At 66.8% G+C, this 19,041-nt stretch carries 19 protein-coding genes; 7 read left to right on the top strand and 12 right to left on the bottom strand.

Features of this window, described 5'->3' with window-relative positions:
- Positions 1 to 2: 2 nt before the first annotated feature.
- The 10 genes from B4U45_RS20840 to B4U45_RS20795 all read right to left on the bottom strand — a co-directional run bounded on the left by B4U45_RS20840 (position 3) and on the right by B4U45_RS20795 (position 11,945).
- Complete coding sequence (locus tag B4U45_RS20840; protein WP_075547767.1) at positions 3 to 1,991, bottom strand: serine/threonine-protein kinase PknD; 1,989 nt, start codon at positions 1,989 to 1,991, stop codon at positions 3 to 5.
- A 21-nt stretch (positions 1,992 to 2,012) separates the two neighbouring features.
- Positions 2,013 to 3,113, bottom strand: a complete 1,101-nt coding sequence (gene pstS / locus B4U45_RS20835; protein WP_089025024.1) for a phosphate ABC transporter substrate-binding protein PstS — start codon at positions 3,111 to 3,113, stop codon at positions 2,013 to 2,015.
- A 247-nt stretch (positions 3,114 to 3,360) separates the two neighbouring features.
- A complete protein-coding gene (locus B4U45_RS20830; protein WP_075547766.1) occupies positions 3,361 to 3,801 on the bottom strand; it encodes a response regulator in 441 nt (146 codons plus the stop codon).
- The gene (locus tag B4U45_RS20825) at positions 3,798 to 5,414 is read right to left on the bottom strand and encodes a sensor histidine kinase (protein WP_075547765.1); all 1,617 of its coding nucleotides are present in this window, start codon (positions 5,412 to 5,414) and stop codon (positions 3,798 to 3,800) included. The genes B4U45_RS20830 and B4U45_RS20825 overlap by 4 nt, the downstream gene beginning before the upstream one ends.
- Positions 5,411 to 6,574, bottom strand: coding sequence for a PP2C family protein-serine/threonine phosphatase (locus tag B4U45_RS20820; protein ID WP_089025027.1), 1,164 nt, complete (start codon positions 6,572 to 6,574; stop codon positions 5,411 to 5,413). Before B4U45_RS20820 ends, B4U45_RS20825 begins: the two co-directional genes overlap by 4 nt.
- 485 nt (positions 6,575 to 7,059) lie before the next feature.
- Positions 7,060 to 8,316, bottom strand: coding sequence for a PPE family protein (locus B4U45_RS20815; protein WP_075547763.1), 1,257 nt, complete (start codon positions 8,314 to 8,316; stop codon positions 7,060 to 7,062).
- Positions 8,313 to 8,483: a hypothetical protein gene (locus B4U45_RS20810; RefSeq protein WP_158006355.1), complete on the bottom strand. Its 171-nt coding sequence runs from the start codon at positions 8,481 to 8,483 to the stop codon at positions 8,313 to 8,315. Before B4U45_RS20810 ends, B4U45_RS20815 begins: the two co-directional genes overlap by 4 nt.
- A gap of 439 nt (positions 8,484 to 8,922) precedes the next feature.
- Positions 8,923 to 10,092, bottom strand: a complete 1,170-nt coding sequence (locus tag B4U45_RS20805) for an acyl-CoA dehydrogenase (protein ID WP_075547762.1) — start codon at positions 10,090 to 10,092, stop codon at positions 8,923 to 8,925.
- 12 nt (positions 10,093 to 10,104) lie between these two features.
- Positions 10,105 to 10,620 carry a 5-(carboxyamino)imidazole ribonucleotide mutase gene (gene purE / locus B4U45_RS20800; protein ID WP_075547761.1) on the bottom strand — a complete coding sequence of 172 codons (516 nt, stop codon included), beginning with the start codon at positions 10,618 to 10,620 and terminating at the stop codon, positions 10,105 to 10,107.
- Positions 10,617 to 11,945: a 5-(carboxyamino)imidazole ribonucleotide synthase gene (locus B4U45_RS20795; RefSeq protein ID WP_075547870.1), complete on the bottom strand. Its 1,329-nt coding sequence runs from the start codon at positions 11,943 to 11,945 to the stop codon at positions 10,617 to 10,619. Before B4U45_RS20795 ends, purE begins: the two co-directional genes overlap by 4 nt.
- 99 nt (positions 11,946 to 12,044) lie before the next feature.
- Here B4U45_RS20795 and B4U45_RS20790 point away from each other — a divergent pair, with 99 nt between their 5' ends.
- Positions 12,045 to 12,713: a GtrA family protein gene (locus tag B4U45_RS20790; RefSeq protein ID WP_075547760.1), complete on the top strand. Its 669-nt coding sequence runs from the start codon at positions 12,045 to 12,047 to the stop codon at positions 12,711 to 12,713.
- Here the strand turns inward: B4U45_RS20790 and B4U45_RS20785 are convergent.
- Positions 12,668 to 13,186 carry a PH domain-containing protein gene (locus tag B4U45_RS20785; RefSeq protein WP_075547759.1) on the bottom strand — a complete coding sequence of 173 codons (519 nt, stop codon included), beginning with the start codon at positions 13,184 to 13,186 and terminating at the stop codon, positions 12,668 to 12,670. The two genes, B4U45_RS20790 and B4U45_RS20785, sit on opposite strands and share 46 nt — an antisense overlap.
- Positions 13,187 to 13,200: 14 nt before the next feature.
- Positions 13,201 to 14,010 (bottom strand): biotin--[acetyl-CoA-carboxylase] ligase, encoded by an 810-nt coding sequence (locus B4U45_RS20780; protein WP_075547758.1) that lies wholly within the window; start codon positions 14,008 to 14,010, stop codon positions 13,201 to 13,203.
- A gap of 473 nt (positions 14,011 to 14,483) precedes the next feature.
- Between B4U45_RS20780 and B4U45_RS20775 the strand changes: the two genes are divergently transcribed.
- From B4U45_RS20775 to B4U45_RS20750, 6 genes are all read left to right on the top strand, one after another.
- The gene (locus tag B4U45_RS20775; RefSeq protein WP_075547756.1) at positions 14,484 to 16,124 is read left to right on the top strand and encodes an acyl-CoA carboxylase subunit beta; all 1,641 of its coding nucleotides are present in this window, start codon (positions 14,484 to 14,486) and stop codon (positions 16,122 to 16,124) included.
- Positions 16,121 to 16,444, top strand: a complete 324-nt coding sequence (locus tag B4U45_RS20770; RefSeq protein WP_241780269.1) for an acyl-CoA carboxylase subunit epsilon — start codon at positions 16,121 to 16,123, stop codon at positions 16,442 to 16,444. The genes B4U45_RS20775 and B4U45_RS20770 overlap by 4 nt, the downstream gene beginning before the upstream one ends.
- Positions 16,441 to 17,082 (top strand): Maf family protein, encoded by a 642-nt coding sequence (locus B4U45_RS20765; protein ID WP_075547754.1) that lies wholly within the window; start codon positions 16,441 to 16,443, stop codon positions 17,080 to 17,082. The genes B4U45_RS20770 and B4U45_RS20765 overlap by 4 nt, the downstream gene beginning before the upstream one ends.
- A 65-nt stretch (positions 17,083 to 17,147) precedes the next feature.
- Entirely contained in the window at positions 17,148 to 17,636 is a 489-nt protein-coding gene (locus B4U45_RS20760) for a pyridoxamine 5'-phosphate oxidase family protein (RefSeq protein ID WP_075547753.1), read from the top strand.
- Between the two features lie 39 nt (positions 17,637 to 17,675).
- Positions 17,676 to 18,569 (top strand): sulfurtransferase, encoded by an 894-nt coding sequence (locus B4U45_RS20755; protein WP_083153791.1) that lies wholly within the window; start codon positions 17,676 to 17,678, stop codon positions 18,567 to 18,569.
- Entirely contained in the window at positions 18,566 to 18,985 is a 420-nt protein-coding gene (locus B4U45_RS20750; protein WP_075547751.1) for a SufE family protein, read from the top strand. The genes B4U45_RS20755 and B4U45_RS20750 overlap by 4 nt, the downstream gene beginning before the upstream one ends.
- Positions 18,986 to 19,041 lie beyond the last annotated feature (56 nt).

Raw genomic sequence — 19,041 nt, 5'->3', positions numbered from 1 at the left:
CATCAGAGCGTCAGCTTGACCGCCCGGTCGTTGCCGCGGTCGGCGACGTACACATTCCCCGAGCCGTCGACCGCCACCGCCAACGGGGTGTTGAGCCCGGTGAACGGGAGCACGGTCGCGGTGTTCGAGCCGGCCGCCAGCTTCACCACATCGTTCTTGTTGTGCTCGGTGACATAGACATTGCCGACCGAGTCCACGGCGATACCCCACGGCACGGAGAGTTCGCGGAAGGGCAGCACGGTTTGGTTGTTGGATCCGGCGTCCAGCTTGACCACCCGGTTGTTGTCGGTGTCGGCGACATAGATGTTGCCGGCGCCGTCCACCGCCACACCATCGGGATTCTTGAGGCCGTCGAACGGCAGCACGGTCTGGGTCTTGGCACCCGCCGCCAGCTTCACCACCCTGCTGTTGCCGCGGTCGGCGACATACACACTTCCCTGCGCATCGACGGCGACCCCTTCGGGGTAATCGAGGCCGTCGAACGGCAGCACCGTCTGGCTGTTCGAGCCGGCAGGCAGCATCACAACCCGGTTGTTGAAATCGGTGACGTAGATCGCGCCGGCGCCGTCAACCGCCAAGCCCTGAGGCTGGTAAAGCCCGTTGAACGGCAGCACCGTCGCGGTGCTCGACCCGTTGGCCAACTTCACCACCCGGCCGTACATGCCCTCGCTGGTGACGTAGACGTTGCCGGCGCTGTCCACGGCCACCCCGCCGGGCGAGAGCCGGAAGTCGATGCCCTTGAACGGCAGTACCGTCTGCCCGGACACCGGTGTCGAGGGGTGCGACGGCCGGGTTACCACATACCCGACGGCGGCGACGACGAGCAGTGCCGCGGCGCCCAGCAGGATCCACAGCTTGCGCTTGGAACGGGGTCGCGGCGCACCCGGTGCGAAGTCGGGCGCCGGCGCGCCCGGTGGCTGGCCGAACCCGGGTGGCCCGGCCGGACCCGCGGGCGGCTCGGGTCCGGGCCGGTCCCGCCAGCTGCCGGCGCGCGGTGGCACCGGCGCAGCCATCGTCTCAGCGCGAGGCGACGGCTGGGCCGGACCCAGCGGGATATCCGCGGAGCCGGGTGCGGGGTAGCCCGATACGGATCCCGGTCCGACCGGCGTGGGCGCGTCGGGGTCCAACCGCCGCAAAATTGTGGTGGCCTGATCCTGCTCGGGTCCGCTCAGCGCCTGGTGGGCGGCGGCGGCCAGTTCACCGGCGCTGCGGTAGCGCTCCCCGGGATCCTTGGCCATGCCTTTGGCGATCACCCCGTCGAACGCCTGCGGGACCTGCCCGGGTCGCAACCGGCTGGGTTGCGGGGCGGGCTGGGTCAGATGTGCGCCGACGGCCCGTTCGATGCTGTCGGTCGGATACGGAGGTGACCCGGTCAAGCATTCGTTGAGCACACAGGCCAGTGAATAGATGTCGGCGCGATAGGTGACCTCGTCGCCGGTGAATCGCTCCGGAGCCATGTAGCTGTAGGTGCCCATGGCGATCCCGGCCCGGGTCAGCCCCGGATCGGTGGCCGCGCGGGCGATACCGAAGTCCACGAGATAGGCGAAGTCGTCGTCGGTGATCAGGATGTTCTCCGGTTTGACGTCGCGGTGCGTCACGCCGGTGGTGTGGGCGGCGTCCAGCGCGGCGGCGATCTGGCGCACGATGGCCACCGCGCGTGCCGGGCTGAACGGCCCGGACCGCTTCAACAGCGTGGCCAGGTCGGTGCCGTTGACCAGCCGCATCTCCAGGAACAGCTTGCCGTCGATCTCGCCGTAGTCGTGGATGGGCACCACGTGTGGCTCGGTTAGCCGTCCGGCGGCGTCGGCCTCACGTTGCATCCGGGCACGAAACACCGGGTCACCGGAGAACTCCGGCGAGATCAACTTCAGCGCGACCACCCGGCGCTTACGGGTGTCCTCGGCCTCATAGACCTCGCCCATACCGCCGCGGCCCAGCAATCGCCGCAACTCATAGGGCCCGAACCGCGCCCCCGCCTGCGCATCGGTCACGGCCGCGCTCCCTTCACCCGATCACGAGATAGCATTGACCGCCTTCGCCAGCTTTGCCTGAAACGAGCTCGGCAGTGGAATGGATCCATACTGCTCCAGACCCTCCTGGCCGGGGCCGATCGCGGCCTGCATAAACGCCTTTACCGCCTTACCCGTTGCCGCGTCCGGGTATTTGGAGCACACGATCTCATAGGTCGCCAGCACAATCGGGTAGGCGCCGGACTGTGTCGGCTTGTAGAACGACGACGTATCCAGCACCAGGTCGTTGCCTTGCCCCTGGAAACGTGCGCCGGCGATCGTCTTGCCAACGGAATCGGTGGTGATCAACACCGGGTCCGGGCCTGCCGAGGTGATGATGCCGGCCATGTGCAGCTGCTTGCCCACGGCGAATGACCACTCGTTGTAGGTGATCGACCCGTCGGTCGTCTCCAGCAGCGCCGACGTGCCGTTGTTGCCCGCGGCGCCGTCACCGACACCTCCGTGGAACGTCTCGCCGACGCCTTTGCCCCAGGCGCCGTCGGACGCGCCGTCGAGGTACTTCTGGAAGTTGGCCGTGGTCCCCGATTTGTCGCTGCGGAAGATCACGTGGATGGGCGTCGGCGGCAGGCCGGTGTCGGCGTTGAGGGCCTTGATCGCGGGGTCGTCCCATCGGGTGATGGTGCCGTTGAAGATCTTTGCGGTCGTGGGCCCGTCCAGATTCAGCCTGCTCACTCCGTTGACGTTGTAGGTCACCGCGATCGGGCCGAAAACCGTCGGCAGATCCCACGCCGGCGAACCGCACCGGGCCGCGGCCCGGTCGGGCTGACCGGTCGACGGGTCCAACGGCACGTCGGAGCCGGCGAGATCGGTCCGGTTGTTGACGAATTCCTCCACCCCGGCCCCGGAGCCGTTCGCGTTGTAGTCCAGCGTGTAACCGGGGCAGGCCCGGATGTAGGCGTAGACGAATTGTTCGATCGCATTCTGTTGCGCGGTGGAACCGGCGTCCTGGAGTTCCTTTTTGCCGCCGCACTCGATCTTCGTGGCTGCGGTGTCGGTGTGACCGCCGCACGCCGAGAAGACCAGCGCGGCCGCGGTCAGCACACTCACCAGGCCGCTAGGGCCACCACGTCGGTTGGACGTCACGACACTCCTCTACACCGTCGCCGCCACAGGTCGCGAGCCGAGCCGGAACCGCTCCTGCGAGACGTATGAACGAAAAGGTGAACATAGTAAACCTTCGCCGGAAAACGAAACTCTGACAAGGGGCCTCCCCGGATCGCCCGTGGGTCATCTGACCCATCCGATTTGGTGTTCGTGGGGCTGCTGATCGCCGCCGGACAGCTGCTGGCTTGCCCGCCGGCACCTTCGAATCTCGTTGAGCGGCAACCACTCAGCTCGACGGCAGCCGCACCACCTGCAGGAAGAACTCATCGATCTGCCGAACCGCGGTCATGAACTGGTCGAGGTCGACCGGCTTGGTGACATAGGCGTTCGCGTGCAGCTTGTAGCTGCGCAAGATGTCTTCCTCCGCCGCGGAGGTGGTGAGCACCACGACCGGGATGCGCGACAGGTCGGGATCCGACTTGATCTTCTCGAGCAACTGCCGACCGTCGTACTTCGGCAGGTTCAAATCGAGCAGGATCAAATCGGGTCGGGGCGCATCGTGGAACTCACCGCGCCGGTAGAGGTAATCAAGCCCCTCTTCCCCGTCGCGCGCGACGTGGAGCCTGTTCTTGACCTTGTTGTGCTCGAACGCTTCTCGAGTGATGAGCTCGTCACCCGGGTCGTCTTCGACGAGCAGGATATCGATGGGGCGGCCTGCCGATGTCATGTGGTGTTCCTTCCGGGGAGGGCACTAATTTCCGTCGGCATCCGCGGCGCCGCGGGCGCGGCAATGGGTAGCGTGAACTGGAAGCGCGTTCCATCGGTGAAAGACGTGTCGATCCAGACGACGCCGCCGTGGTGCTCGACGATCTTGCGGCACAACGCAAGACCCAAGCCCGTTCCTCCGTAAGCGTCGCGGCCGTGCAGCCGTTGGAAGATGATGAAGACCTTGTCGGTGAATTCCTCCGGGATGCCGATGCCGTTGTCGGTCACGCTGAACAGCCACCGACCATCGCGTTCGCCGCTGCCCCGGCGGCAGTCGATGACGACCCGCGGCGCCCGGTCGGGGCGCCGGAACTTGACCGCGTTGCCAATCAGGTTCTGCCACAACATCGTCAGCAACGTCGGGTCCCCCACCACCCACGGCAGCGGCTCGGCGGGTCGCACAATGTGGGCCTCTGATTCCTCGATCGCGGTGGCGAGGTTGGCCAGGGCGGCGTCCAGCGTCGTGTCGAGGTCGACGTCGGTGCTCGTGGTGCCCAACCGGCCGACCCGGGAGAACCTGAGCAGGTCGTTGATGAGCACCTGCATGCGTTTGGCTCCGTCGACCGCGAAGCCGATGTATTCCAGGCCGCGCTCGTCGAGCTGATCGGCGTATCGCTTTTCGAGCAGCTGACAAAAGGCGGCGACCTTGCGCAACGGTTCCTGCAGATCGTGGGACGCGACATAGGCGAACTGCTCCAGTTCGGCGTTCGAGCGCCGCAACTCGAGGGCCTGCTCATCCAATTGCGCCCGGGCCGTACGCGACGCCTCGAGCTCCTCCACCATGCGCTGCCGCATGTTCTCGACGTCGACGGCGATGCCCCGGATGTCTTTGGGTCTGCTGGGCGGCGTGATGGCTTCGCCGAAGTTGCCTTCGGTGACCCGCCGGCATGCCCGCGCCAGCGCAGCCAGCGGACGGGTGACCGCCCGTCTGGTCAACAGCCCCAGCAACGCCGCCGTGGCGAAGAACACCAGCACCATCGCGGCCAGCACCCGGTCGCGCCAGTCGTCCATGTGGGCAAGCCGGTCGGCCGCCTGCGCCCGGGCCTGCGCCAGATGCTGGTTCTGCACGCCGAAAAGTTCACGGAGCCGGTCGAATTGGGCCTTGCCTATGGCCACGATGGCGCCGTTGACCACGATGGGAGTGTCCGGGGTGACCTGCGCGATCAGCGGTTGGGCATAGCTGGTCCGCCAGGCGGTGGCGGCGTTTTCGACCGCGTCCAAGTCCGCCAGCAGTTCAGGGTGGTGGGCCAGTCGCCGGCGGATGTCGTCGGCGGCGGCCTGCTCGGCGCGCTGCCCCTCGTAGTAGGGACCGAGGAACTGCTTGTCGGCCGATATCAGGTAGCCGCGGATGCCGGTTTCCTGGTCTCGTAATGCCGACTGCAATTGGCAGGCCGCTACCCGCGACGGCGCAATGTCGTCGCGGAGTTGGCGCGACAACTCGTCGGTGCGATTCAGCAATATCGCACCCGTCACCGCTCCCGTGAGCACCATCATGCCCATGACCGCCAGCACCAGCGCTTGCCATCCCCGCACGGTGAGTTCTATTCGGCGCCATGCCATCCCGCCGGCAGTCATCGGATCGTGCGCTCCACCCGTAGCACGGCGATGTCGTCGGTGAGTCCGCCGAGCGACTGGGCGCGCTGCTGCGCTCCGTCGATGAGCGCGTCGACGAATGCGGGACCGGGCAGCGCCGCGTGCGAGCGGGCCAGCGCTAGCAGGCCGTCCTCACCGAGGCGTTCCCGGCCCGATCCCGAATATCCCTCGAACAGCCCGTCGGTGATCAGCAGCAGCCCGTGGCCGGCCGGCAATGCCAACTCATGCCGCGGCCAGTTGTCGAGATGCAGGCCCAGGGCTGGGCCGGCCGGTGGCTCGAGCCATTCCACGGTGCCGCCGCCGTGCAACAACATCCCGGGATGACCGGCCCGGATCACCTTGATGCGGCCGCCATCGGGTGAGCCTGACCGACCGGCGGGGATGGTCAGACTGAGCACCGTCGCGAACACCCCGTCGCCGGAGCGCTCGGCGCGCAACACCTGCTCCAGGCGCCGCATCAGGTCGACGCCGTCGACGCCGGCCAATGTCAGCGCACGCCAGGCGATCCGCAGTGCCGCACCCAGGGCCGCCTCGTTCGGCCCGTGTCCCGCGACGTCGCCGATCAGTACGTGGACGACCCGGTCCGGGGTTTGGACGACGTCGTAGAAGTCCCCGCACAGCAAGGCGTCTTCACGGCTGGGCCGGTACCGGGCGACGATGTCGACGCCGGGGCGGTCGAGCAGCAGCGGGGAGGGCAGCAGGCCACGTTCGAGCAGGGCATTCTCCCGCGCTCGAAGCCGGCTGGCGTGCAGGTCGGCGGCAATCAGCTCGGCACGCTTGCGCTCGATCGCGTACAGCAATGCGCGGCGCAGCATTTCGGGTTCGACCCGCCCCTTGACCAGGTAGTCCTGCGCACCCGCCGCCACTGCGGTAGCGCCGAAGTACTCATCGTTGAGGCCGGTCAGCACGACTATCGGGACGCTGGTGTCGCGTTTGGCGATGCGGTCAAGCGCGTCCATCCCGTTGGCGTCGGGAAGGTTCAAATCCAGCAGCACGCAGTCGGGCCGGGCGGAGTCCAGCTCACGCTCGGCGTGTGCCACCGAGGGCGCCCATCTCACCTCGATATCGCTGAGCGCGTCGGCGATCAGGTTTTCGACGAGGACGGCGTCGGCCCGATCGTCTTCGATCAGCAGCAAGGACAACGACTGCCGTTGCGCCGCGGGGCCGATGCCGGGACCCGGCACAGGCGTCAGGTCGCGCTTACGTGGCGCGCGCACAGATAACCACGCCTTCTACCTCACTCCCCCTGGCCGCGGTGTACCCGTTTGCTCGAGTCCGACGATGACCGACGATAGCCGGTCCCCGGTTGTGCCGACGTCTGCCTCCCACCCCGACGGTCGGCAGCGCTGCGAGCTCGACTTTACTGGCGGATCCTGAGCGTGAACCGCCGTCGTCGGGCGTGGGCAGGAAATGTCAGCGCAGCAGCGCCCTGGACATCACTACCCGCTGGATGGTTGGCGCCCTCGGATTGCACGACTCTCGATGCTGCCGTCCAGTCGGGAGCCCGGTAGGTCGGCGGACGCAGCGCCGCGTCGGTTGTGGCCGCTGGTCGATCGATTCGGCTCCCCCGTGACAGCCACACCGTTGCGTTCAACTCATGCCTTCGAACTGCTGTCGGCCGAAGACCTCACCCCGCGACGCCGACCAACGCCGGCATCCAACCGGCCGGCAGCATCGGCAGCCGCGCGCCGCCAAACTCATCACCAACACCGACCAAACCAGCGGCTGGCATCGCAGTCCTATTGGCCAACGTCCCGGCAAACCCGATTGCGCCGGCCCCCTGATCGGCGGCCGCCACCGCCGACACCAGCTGGGCCTGCGACACCACCGCCGCACCTGTTACCGGCTCCACCACATCCACCGCCATCGCCGCTACCGGAGCCACCGAAGCCAGCTGAGCGACCGGAACGGCCGCACCCACGGATCCGAGCAACGGTGCGCCAGCAGCACCGGCCACTGCCGGAGCAAGATCAGCGGCGAACTCCGCCAACAATGGAACGACACCAAACAAATTCCCGAAGACCCATTCAACAATAATTCCTATGACACCAACGACACCGTACGTCAGCAGCCCTAATATCGAGAAGCCGTTAATGGCAAACTCCAAGAAAAGTGGGATGTCTGCTATCAACTGGAAAATTAGTCCAATCACATTGAAACTCAGGACGGCCAAGGCTATCCAGAGAAAAGCCAAGCCGACGGGAATGAGCTCCGAGAGGAATGTCGGAAGGACTTCCCACAACAGCTTGCCCACATAATCCAGGAACGCCATGATTTCTTGCCAGGGAAATGGGCTGAGAGTTTGGGCGATCGTGGCCGCGGTGTCGGCGGCCGCACCGGTACCGGGTTTGAGAATGGCCGGAGCCGGAACGGCGTGAGGTGCGGCGGCCAGTGCGGTTACGCAGGCAGTCTCGTAGACGCCCATGGTGGTGGCGGCCTGGATCCACATCCGCACATAATCGGCTTCATTGAGCGCAATCGGGATCGTGTTGATACCAAAGAAATTCGTGGCCGCCAGCACCGCATGGGTGGCGTGGTTGGCGATTAACTCAGCCAAGGTAGGCATTGCCGCCAGCGCACCGACATAGGCGCTGGCCGCGGCGTCATGAACCGCCGCATTACCCGCGCTGTCGGCACTGGCCTGCAGCAACCACGCCAGATACGGAATATAGGCCGCCGCGCATAGCTCCGCGCTGGGACCCTGCCAAGCCGCGCCGGTCACTCCGGCCAGCACCACGGTCAGTTCCTCGGCCACCGCCGCGTACTCGGCACTCAGCGACGACCACTGCTCACCGGCCGCCAGCACCGCAGCCGGCCCCGGACCAGCGCTGAGCAATGCCGAATGCACCTCGGGCGGGCATGCCATCCAGATCGGCGAACTCATGCCAGATCAGCCGCGGGAGCATTGGAGACGGTGGCGGCAATATCGCCGGCGGCATGACCGGCCCCGGCGATCACCGGCGCAGCGACACCGTGCGCAGCCGCCAACCGAGTACTCGGCACCGACGGGGCCGCGCCCGCCGAATCCCCAGAAACCATCCGCAGCGTCAAGACCACACCTCTTCCGATGCTTTCAGGGCTTCAGGCGCCGCATCCGAACTCATCGGCACCGAATTGGTTGATTGATTGCAACATGGCGCGACGGGTCCAGCAAGGCGGTGTCAATAGATTCAGGCACTCGAATCTTCAATGGAAGTTATCAAGTCGAGAAGGGCGATTTTCAGGCCGGCGGACCGGGGCGTGTCTCATCCAGAAGCGATGTGAAATTGGCAGAATTTACCCGAAGTGCGCACGTCCGCGTCGGCGATTTAGCTTATACCCGGTGTGCTGGCGGGGCAGCGATGCATCACGAGGTGGCCCCGCACTGGAGCTAGCGCCTCCCAGAACGTCGACCGGCTGACCAGAATCGGCGGCGGCTCCAACGAGCTTGCCGACCGCAGCCAGCGGTACCGGCCCGCGGATCCGGTGCGGTGAACCGACTCGACCCTGCTCAGCGCAGCAACGCCCGCGACATCACCACGCGCTGGATCTGGTTGGTGCCCTCGTAGATCTGAGTGATCTTGGCGTCGCGCATCATTCGCTCGACCGGGAAGTCGACGGTGTAGCCGGCGCCGCCGAACAACTGGACCGCGTCGGTGGTGACCTCCATCGCGACGTCGGAGGCAAAACATTTCGACGCCGCGGAGATGAAGCCCAGGTTGGGCTCCCCGCGCTCGGCGCGCGCGGCGGCGGTGTAGACCATCAACCGGGCCGCCTCCACCTTCATCGCCATGTCGGCGATCATGAACTGCACGGCCTGGAAGGTGCTGATCGACTCGCCAAACTGCTTGCGGTCCTTGGTGTAGGCGATGGCGGCATCCAGGGCACCCTGGGCGATTCCCACGGCCTGGGCGCCGATGGTGGGACGGGTGTGGTCCAGGGTGGCCAGTGCCGTCTTGAAACCGGTGCCCGGCTCGCCGATGATCCGATCACCCGGGATGCGGCAGTTCTCGAAGTACAGCTCCGTGGTGGGCGAACCCTTGATTCCGAGCTTGCGTTCCTTGGGACCGACGGTGAAGCCCTCGTCGTCCTTGTGCACCATGAACGCCGAGATCCCGTTGGCGCCCTTGTCCGGGTCGGTCACCGCCATCACCGTGTACCACGACGATTTGCCGCCGTTGGTGATCCAGCACTTGGCGCCGTTGAGAATCCAGTCGTCGCCGTCGGCCTTGGCGCGGGTGCGCATCGACGCCGCGTCGCTGCCGGCCTCGCGCTCACTCAAGGCGTAGGAGGCCATCGCCGTGCCGTCGGCGAGCTGCGGCAACACCTGCTTCTTCAGGTCTTCGGAGCCGCGCAGGATCAGGCCCATGGTGCCCAGTTTGTTGACCGCGGGAATCAACGAGGCGGACGCGTCGACGCGGGCGACCTCCTCGATGACGATGCAGGCCGCCACCGAGTCGGCGCCCTGGCCGCCGTACTCCTCGGGCACGTGCACCGCGTTGAAGCCCGAGGCGTTGAGCGCATCGAGCGCCTCCTGCGGGAACCGGGAATTCTCGTCCACGTCGGCGGCGTGAGGAGCGATTTCCTTTTCCGCCAGCGCGCGAATCGCCGCCCGCAACTCCTGGTGCTCTTCGGGCAGCTGGAACACATCGAACGACGGATTTCCCGCCCAACCAGCCATCACGGCCTCCTTCTAGTCGCGGGTTAACTTACCCGCACGCTTCTGCAGTTCCGCATCCTTGGCCCGGACGGTCTCGGCCAGCCGGTCCTGGAATGCCACGACTCGCGCCCGCAACTGTGGATCAGACGACCCCAGCATCCGCACCGCCAGCAGGCCGGCGTTGCGCGCCCCGCCGATGGAAACCGTAGCCACCGGCACCCCGGCCGGCATCTGCACGATCGACAGCAGCGAGTCCAGGCCGTCGAGCCGGGCCAGCGGCACCGGCACCCCGATCACCGGTAGCGGCGTGGCGGAGGCGACCATACCGGGAAGGTGGGCGGCGCCGCCGGCGCCGGCGATGATGATCTCGATGCCGCGCTCGGCGGCGCCGCGTGCGTAGTCGAACATCACGGCCGGGGTGCGATGCGCCGACACCACCCGCACCTCGGTCGGGACGTCGAATTCGGCCAGCGCCGCGGCGGCGTCGGCCATCACCGACCAGTCGCTGTCGCTGCCCATGATGACCGCGACCCGGGGCTGTTCGGTCATGCGGATCCCATCCGTCGCTCCTCCACATCGCTTTCTCCCCCCCGAGCGAGAGGGGGTACCTCCCGCTGCGGGGGGCGTGCCCCCGGTGCCTCGTCGCCGGCGGTATGGGGATCCCAGCCGTCGGTCCACTGTGCATGTGACAACCAATGCGCGGCAAGCTCGGCGCGTTCTCGCAGCTGTTGCAGGTCAGTACCGTCGGCGCCGAGGAAGTTGAGGTGTCCCACCTTGCGGCCGGGCCGCTCCGCCTTGCCGTACAGGTGAACCTTGGCGTCGGGCATCCGCGCGAACAGGTGGTGCAGCCGTTCGTCGAGAGACATTGCCGGCGGGGCGGCGGCGCCGAGCACGTTGGCCATTACCGTCACCGGAACGATTGCGTCGGTGTCGCCGAGCGGATAGTCGAGTACCGCGCGCAGATGCTGCTCGAACTGACTGGTCCGAGACCCATCCATGGTCCAGTGCCCGGAGTTGTGGGGCCGCATCGCGAGTTCGTTGACCAGCAGTGTGCCGTCGATCGTCTCGAAGAGCTCGACGGCGAGCACCCCCACCACACCCAGTTCGGCGGCCAGCCGCAACGCCAGCTGTTGCGCGGCCGCGGCCGAGTCGCCGGTCAGCGCCGGCGCGGGCGCGATCACCTGCACGCAGATGCCGTCGCGTTGCACCGTCTGAACCACCGGCCAGGCCGCGCCCTGGCCGAACGGCGACCGCGCCGCCAGCGCCGACAGCTCCCGGCGCAGCGCCACCCGCTCCTCGACCAGCACCGCCACACCATTGGTCAGGTAGTCGCGCGCGATGTCGCGGGCATCGGCGAGGTCACGCGCCATCCGCACCCCCCGGCCGTCGTAGCCGCCGCGAACCGCCTTGACCACCAGCGGTGCGTCCACCTGCCCGGCGAACGCGTCCAGGCCGTGCAGGTCGTCGAGCCTCTCGATGCCGGTGTAGCGCGGCACCGGGGCGCCCAGGGCCGCCAACTTCTGCCGCATCACGAGCTTGTCCTGGGCGTGCACCAGGGCCCCCGGCGGCGGCGCCACGTTGACGCCTTCGGCGACCAGCTTTTCCAGCAGCTCGGTCGGGACATGCTCGTGGTCGAAAGTGAGCACGTGAGCCCCGGCCGCGACGCGGCGCAGGTCGTCGATGTCGGTGTGCGACCCGATCACCACATTGGGCGTCACCTGCGCCGCCGACTCGTCGGCCGCGGTGGCCAGGACGCGCAGGTTCTGACCAAGCGCGATGGCGGCCTGGTGGGTCATCCGGGCCAGCTGACCACCGCCGACCATGGCGACCAGCGGGGCGACATGCGGGGTGCGGGAACTCGGCACGGCCATCATGGTGTCATGGCCCGCGACCGGCGTGTTTGACGGCCGCAGTACCAGATCGTTATGTAGCATTTTGCGTCGATTTCGCGTCGATCCGTACACTGACGTGTTGTGTCCTTTGCCGATGCCACGATTGCGCGCCTTCCCGGGGTGGTTCAGCCCTATGCGCAGCGCCACCATGAGCTGATCAAATTCGCCATCGTCGGCGGCACCACCTTCATCATCGACTCGGCAATTTTCTACACGCTGAAGCTGACGATCCTCGAGCCCAAGCCGGTAACTGCCAAGGTGATCGCCGGGATCGTCGCCGTCATCGCGTCCTACGTGCTGAACCGGGAATGGAGCTTCCGCGACCGCGGCGGCCGCGAGCGCCACCATGAGGCACTGCTGTTCTTCGCGTTCAGCGGCGTCGGGGTGCTACTGAGCATGGCTCCGCTGTGGGTCTCCAGCTACGTCCTGCAGCTGCGGGTGCCAACGGTGTCGTTGACGGTGGAAAACATCGCCGACTTCGTCTCCGCCTACATCATCGGCAATCTGCTGCAGATGGCGTTCCGGTTCTGGGCGTTCCGGCGCTGGGTGTTCCCCGACGAGTTCGCCCGCAACCCCGACAAAGCGCTGGAATCGGCGCTCACCGCCGGCGGAATCGCCGAGGTCTTGGAGGACACCCTCGAGGGCGGCAACGTCACCCTGCTGCGAGCCTGGCGCAGTAAGAGGAACCGGACCGGCCGGTTGGCTCAGCTGGGCGCTTCCTCCGAACCCAGGGTGTCGAAAACTTCGTGATACAGCAGCGCGTGCACTTCCCGCAGGCGCGGAATATCGGGGAATTCCAGCGGATCGTGTGACGCCGACTCGATGATCAGCGTCCCGCTGCGAAACACCCGTTCGGTAATCCGGTCACGAAACTCCACGCTGTTGATCCGTGCCAGCGGGATGTCGATGCCGGTTCGGGTCAGCACGCCATGCCGAAACATCACCCGCCGGTTGGTGACCACGAAATGCGTGGTCAGCCAGCTCAGGAACGGCCACAGCGTGCCCCAGCCGACGATCACCAGCCAGACGCCCCAGATGACGCCGTGCAGGATGGTCTTGGTGAGCTGCGGCCACTGTGTCGAGTTGACGAACCCCGACCCCAGCGCACCCAGCCCGGTGACCAGGATCAGCACCACCACCGGCCAGATCAGCCGTTTCCAGTGCGGGTGGCGATGCAGGACCACCTGCTCGCCGGCGGCCATGGCGTTGTCCGGATACCTCATGGTGGCGACCTTAACTAACGCAGATGCACCACGTCACCGGCTGACACCAGCACCGGCTCACCCCCGGTGTCGACACAGAGCCGGCCCTGGTCGTCGATGTCGCCCGCGACCCCGACGACCTCGTTGCCCCCGGGCAACTGCACCCGCACCCGCGATCCGATGGTCAGGCTGCGGGCCCGGTAGTCGGCCGCCAGTCGCGCGTCTGCGTCCTGCCACTGGGCGATCCGTGTCGCGAGGGCTCGTAACAGCCCGGGGATCAGCTGGTTCCGGTCTGGAGCCGGCACGCCGAGGTCGAACAACGACGTCGCCCCGGGACCGTCGACCTCCTCGGGGTCTTGCGTGACGTTGAGTCCGACGCCGATCACCGCGAACGGTTGCGCCACCTCGGCCAGGATGCCCGCCAGCTTGCCCCTGGCTGCGGCAGACCCGGCCAGCACGTCGTTGGGCCACTTCAGGCGTCCCTCGATCCCGGCGGCTGCGATCAGGGGGGTGACCGCGTCGATCACCGCCAGCCCGGTGGCCAGCGACAGCCAGCCCCACGCGGCGGTGGCGACGCCGTCGATACGCACGCCGACCGACATGGTGATCTGCGCGCGGGGCGCGGCCGTCCAGCCCCGACCATGGCGTCCGCGTCCGGCGGTTTGGTGCTCGGCGATCAAGACCGCGCCGTCGATATCTGCACCGGAGGCCGCGCGCTCCAGTAGATCGGCGTTGGTGGAGCCGGTCTGTTCCACGACGTCGAGTCGGCGCCATCCCGATCCGATCGCCTCGGCACGCAGGGCCGCGGCGTCGAGTGCCAGCCTGAGCTGATCCCGATTCATCACGGCTCAGCCTAGACACGCCCCGAAAGATCTCGACGACGCCGGTCCGGGCTGTTCCCGCCACGGCTCTACGACTATGGGCCGCCGGGTGAACCGCTGGATGATCTGCCGGGCTGCGCTCTAGACGTTGAACGCCGACTGGTCCCTTCCAACCAGCGGAAAGCCGTCAAAACCCCGAACGCCCGGCAGCCATCCCGATATTGTCCTCTGACCTGGGTGCAACGGCGGCAACAGCACCACCGCCGGGCTGGCCGGCGGTGCCGGCGGCAGCGCCGGCAAGGGCGGGATGGTGTTCGGCAGACCCGGAAACAAGGGGACGTAGCGGGGGGCCGGCCCCAACACAACCGGTGAACGTGGCGAAGCCCCGTAAGAGCCCTGTCAGAGCCACTGTGGGCACTTTTCGACGTAGCGCGGCCCAGACGCGTCGTCAGGCTTCCTGACGGCGCAGGAAATGGTTGCCGATACCATCGACTCCCATGACGAGCGTTACCGACCATACTGCCGAGCCCGCCGCCGAGCACACCATCGACATCCACACCACCGCGGGCAAGCTCGCGGAGCTGCACAAGCGTCGCGCAGAGTCCCTGCATCCTGTCGGTGAAACGGCTATCGAGAAGGTGCATGCCAAGGGCAAGCTGACCGCCCGGGAGCGCATTTACGCACTGCTGGACGAGGATTCGTTCGTCGAGCTGGACGCGCTGGCACGGCACCGCAGCACCAACTTCGGACTGGAGAACAACCGTCCCCTGGGCGACGGGGTGGTGACCGGCTACGGCACCATCGACGGCCGCGACGTGTGCATCTTCAGCCAGGACGCCACCGTGTTCGGCGGCAGCTTGGGCGAGGTCTACGGCGAGAAGATCGTCAAGGTGCAGGAATTGGCGGTCAAGACCGGCCGTCCGCTGATCGGCATCAACGACGGCGCCGGCGCGCGCATTCAGGAGGGCGTCGTCTCGCTGGGCCTCTACAGCCGGATTTTCCGCAACAACATCCTGGCCTCGGGCGTCATCCCGCAGATCTCGCTGATCATGGGCGCCGCCGCCGGCGGGCACGTCTACTCCCCCGCGCTGACCGACTTCGTGATCATGGTGGACCAGACCAGCCAGATGTTCATCACCGGACCCGATGTCATCAAGACCGTCACCGGCGAGGACGTCACCATGGAGGAACTCGGCGGTGGCCACACCCATATGGCCAAATCCGGGACTGCGCACTATGTCGCGTCCGGCGAGCAGGACGCGTTCGAATACGTTCGCGAGCTGCTGAGCTATCTGCCGCCCAACAACTTCACTGATCCGCCGCGCTATCCCGCGGCCGTCCCCGAGGGGCCCGTAGAAGACAATCTCACCGACGAGGACCTCGAGCTGGACACGCTGATCCCCGACTCCCCCAACCAGCCCTACGACATGCACGAGGTCGTCACTCGCATCCTCGACGAGGACGAGTTCCTGGAGATCCAGGCCGGCTACGCGCAGAACATCATCGTCGGGTTTGGGCGAATCGAGGGCCGGCCGGTGGGCATCGTCGCCAACCAGCCCACCCAGTTCGCCGGCTGCCTGGACATCAACGCCTCGGAGAAGGCGGCCCGCTTCGTGCGGACCTGCGATTGCTTCAACATTCCCATCGTGATGTTCGTCGATGTTCCGGGCTTCTTGCCCGGCACCGACCAGGAATACAACGGCATCATCCGCCGCGGCGCCAAGCTGCTCTACGCCTACGGCGAGGCCACCGTCCCGAAGATCACCGTCATCACCCGCAAGGCCTACGGCGGCGCGTACTGCGTGATGGGCTCCAAAGACATGGGCTGCGACGTCAACCTGGCCTGGCCGACCGCGCAGATCGCGGTGATGGGGGCTTCCGGCGCCGTCGGCTTCGTGTACCGCCAGCAGCTCGCGCAAGCGGCGAAGGACGGCGAGGACGTTGACGCGCTGCGGCTACAACTGCAGCAGGAATACGAGGACACGCTGGTCAACCCGTATATCGCCGCTGAGCGCGGGTATGTCGACGCGGTGATCCCGCCGTCGTACACCCGCGGCTATGTCGGCACGGCGCTGCGGCTGCTGGAACGCAAGATCGCGCAGCAGCCGCCGAAGAAGCACGGGAACATTCCCCTGTGAGTCGAGTGAGCGCAGCGAGCGACGGGGACGAGAGTCGAGTGAGCGGAGCGAGCGCAATGAGTGAGCGCAACGAGACGGACGAAACCAACACCACCGACCCCGCACCTCAGCCGCACGAACGGCACATCGAGATCGTCCAAGGCCACCCCACCGATCAGGAGTTGGCGGCACTGATCGCGGTGCTGGGCAGCGTCAGCGGTGCGCCGCCGGCGCCGGAAACTGAGCCCACTCGATGGGGCCTGCCGGTCGACAAGCTGCGGTTCCCCGTGTTCAGCTGGCAACGCATCACGCTGCAGGAAATGCTGCACATGCGCCGATGACCCGGTTGGTGCTCGGGTCCGCATCCCCGGGCCGGCTCCAGGTGCTTCGCCAGGCCGGCGTCGACCCATTGGTCGTGCCCTCGGGTGTCGACGAGGACGCGCTCATCTGCGGTTTGCGGCCCGAGGCGTCGCCCGGCGAGGTGGTGGGCACGCTCGCCCGGGCCAAAGCCGAGCAGGTAGCGGCGGCCGTGAATGGCTCGCTCTCAAGCGATTGCGTTGTCGTGGGTTGTGATTCGATGCTGCAGCTGGATGGCAAGTTATGCGGCAAGCCCCAATCCATCGCCAGCGCGCGGCAACAGTGGCAGTCGATGGCGGGACGCGCCGGACAGCTCTATACGGGCCACTGCGTTATCCGCCTGCAGGACAACCAAATTACTCACAATATCGGCGAAACAGCTGTTACCACAGTGCATTTCGGCAGTCCATCGCCGGACGATCTCGAATCGTACTTGGCCAGCGGTGAATCATTGCGGGTCGCAGGCGGGTTCACCCTCGATGGCTTAGGCGGCTGGTTCGTCGACAGAATCGACGGCGATCCGTCCAACGTGATCGGGTTGAGCCTGCCCCTGCTGCGATCACTCCTCCACCGGCTGGGGCTGTCGGTTGCCGCACTGTGGGCGCACGACGCCGGCGACTGACGTGCGCCCTGTGCGTCCACCCGCGGGCGCCCATGGGCGCCCATGGGCGCCCATAGTGTTGTGGCATGACCACCTGGGCCGAATTCAGCGCCGACGCGCCGCACATCGCGACCATTTTCACCCGACGTCATCGCGCCGCCGGCAACCTTTGTCTACTGGCCACGCTGCGCTCGGACGGCTTCCCGCGGATCAGCCCGATGGAGCCGCACATTTTCGAGAACCGGTTGCTGTTGCCCGGGATGCCCGGCACCACCAAGTTCCGCGATCTCGCGCGCGACCCGCGGTTCTGCCTGCACACCGCGACCGTAGATACCCAAGTGACCGACGGCGACGCGAAGCTGTGGGGTCTGGCCCACGTCGCCACCGACACCACATTGCTTCGCCGGTTCGCCGAAACCCTGTTCGACCAGACCGGATTGGATGTGCGCGGGCAGCAATTCGACCTCTTCGCAGCCGATATCACCGGAGCATCGGCGGTAGAGGTGCGCGACGGACATCTGGATATCACCGTCTGGAATCCGGGCCAGACCGAACGAGTGGTTCACAAGCACTGAGCTACGGGCGGTTGCCGGGCCAGCGGTAGGCTGAATGATGTGCCCCTGCCCACAGATCCGAGTCCTACATTGTCGGCCTATGCCCATCCCGAACGGCTCGTGACCGCCGATTGGCTGTCCGCCCACCTGGGCGCGCCCGGCCTGGCGATCGTCGAATCCGACGAGGATGTCCTGCTTTACGACGTCGGCCATATTCCGGGTGCGGTCAAGGTCGATTGGCACACCGACCTCAACGACCCGACGGTGCGCGACTACATCGACGGCCAGCAGTTCGCCGCTTTGATGGACCGCAAGGGCATTGCCCGCGACGACACCGTGGTGATCTACGGCGACAAAAGCAATTGGTGGGCGGCCTACGCGCTGTGGGTTTTCACCCTGTTCGGCCACCCCGATGTGCGCCTGCTCAACGGTGGACGTGACCTTTGGCTCGCCGAGCGCCGCGACACCACCCTGGAGGTGCCGGACAAGACGTCGACCGGCTACCCCGTGGTGCAGCGCAACGACGGCCCCATCCGCGCATTCAAGGACGACGTGCTGGACATCCTGGGCAATCAGCCGCTGATCGACGTGCGTTCGCCCGACGAGTACACCGGCAAACGCACCCACATGCCCGAGTACCCCGAGGAAGGCGTGCTTCGCGGCGGCCACATTCCCACCGCCCGGTCGATTCCGTGGAGTAAGGCGGTCGACGAGAGTGGACGGTTCCGCAGCCGCGAGGAGCTGGAAGAGCTCTACGGGTTCTTGAGCCCGGACGACAAGACCGTCGTCTATTGCCGCATCGGCGAGCGGTCCAGTCATACCTGGTTCGTGCTCACGCATTTGCTCGGCAAGCCCGGCGTCCGCAACTACGACGGGTCGTGGACCGAATGGGGCAACACCGTGCGCGTGCCGATCGTCGCGGGCGAAGAGCCGGGAGCCGTGCCGCAGCGATGAGTCTGCCCGCGCCGTTGGCCGAGGTGGTGTCCGACTTCGCCGAAGTCCAGGGCCAGGACAAGCTGAAGCTGCTGTTGGAATTCGCCGACGAACTCCCGGCACTGCCCGTCGACCTCGAGGAACAGGCCATGGAGCCCGTGCCCGAATGCCAGTCCCCGCTGTTCCTGCATGTCGACGCGAGCAATCCGCAGCGGGTGCGGCTACACTTCAGCGCGCCGGCCGAAGCGCCGACCACCCGCGGATTCGCCTCCATCCTGGCTGCCGGGCTGGACGGGCAACCGGCGGCCGCCATCCTGGCGGTGCCCGAGGATTTCTACGCCGAACTGGGTTTGGCCGCTCTGATCAGCCCACTTCGACTGCGCGGCATGGCGGCGATGCTCGCCCGGATCAAGCGCCGACTGCGCGAAACGGTTTGAATCGGGGAACCGCGTGACCGGCTCCACGGCGCGGCGCATAAACTTCCCCGAACAAG

It is taken from the genome of Mycobacterium persicum, assembly GCF_002086915.1.
GTDB classification, from domain to species: Bacteria; Actinomycetota; Actinomycetes; order Mycobacteriales; family Mycobacteriaceae; genus Mycobacterium; species Mycobacterium persicum.
This window is presented reverse-complemented; position numbering and strand designations above follow the sequence as displayed.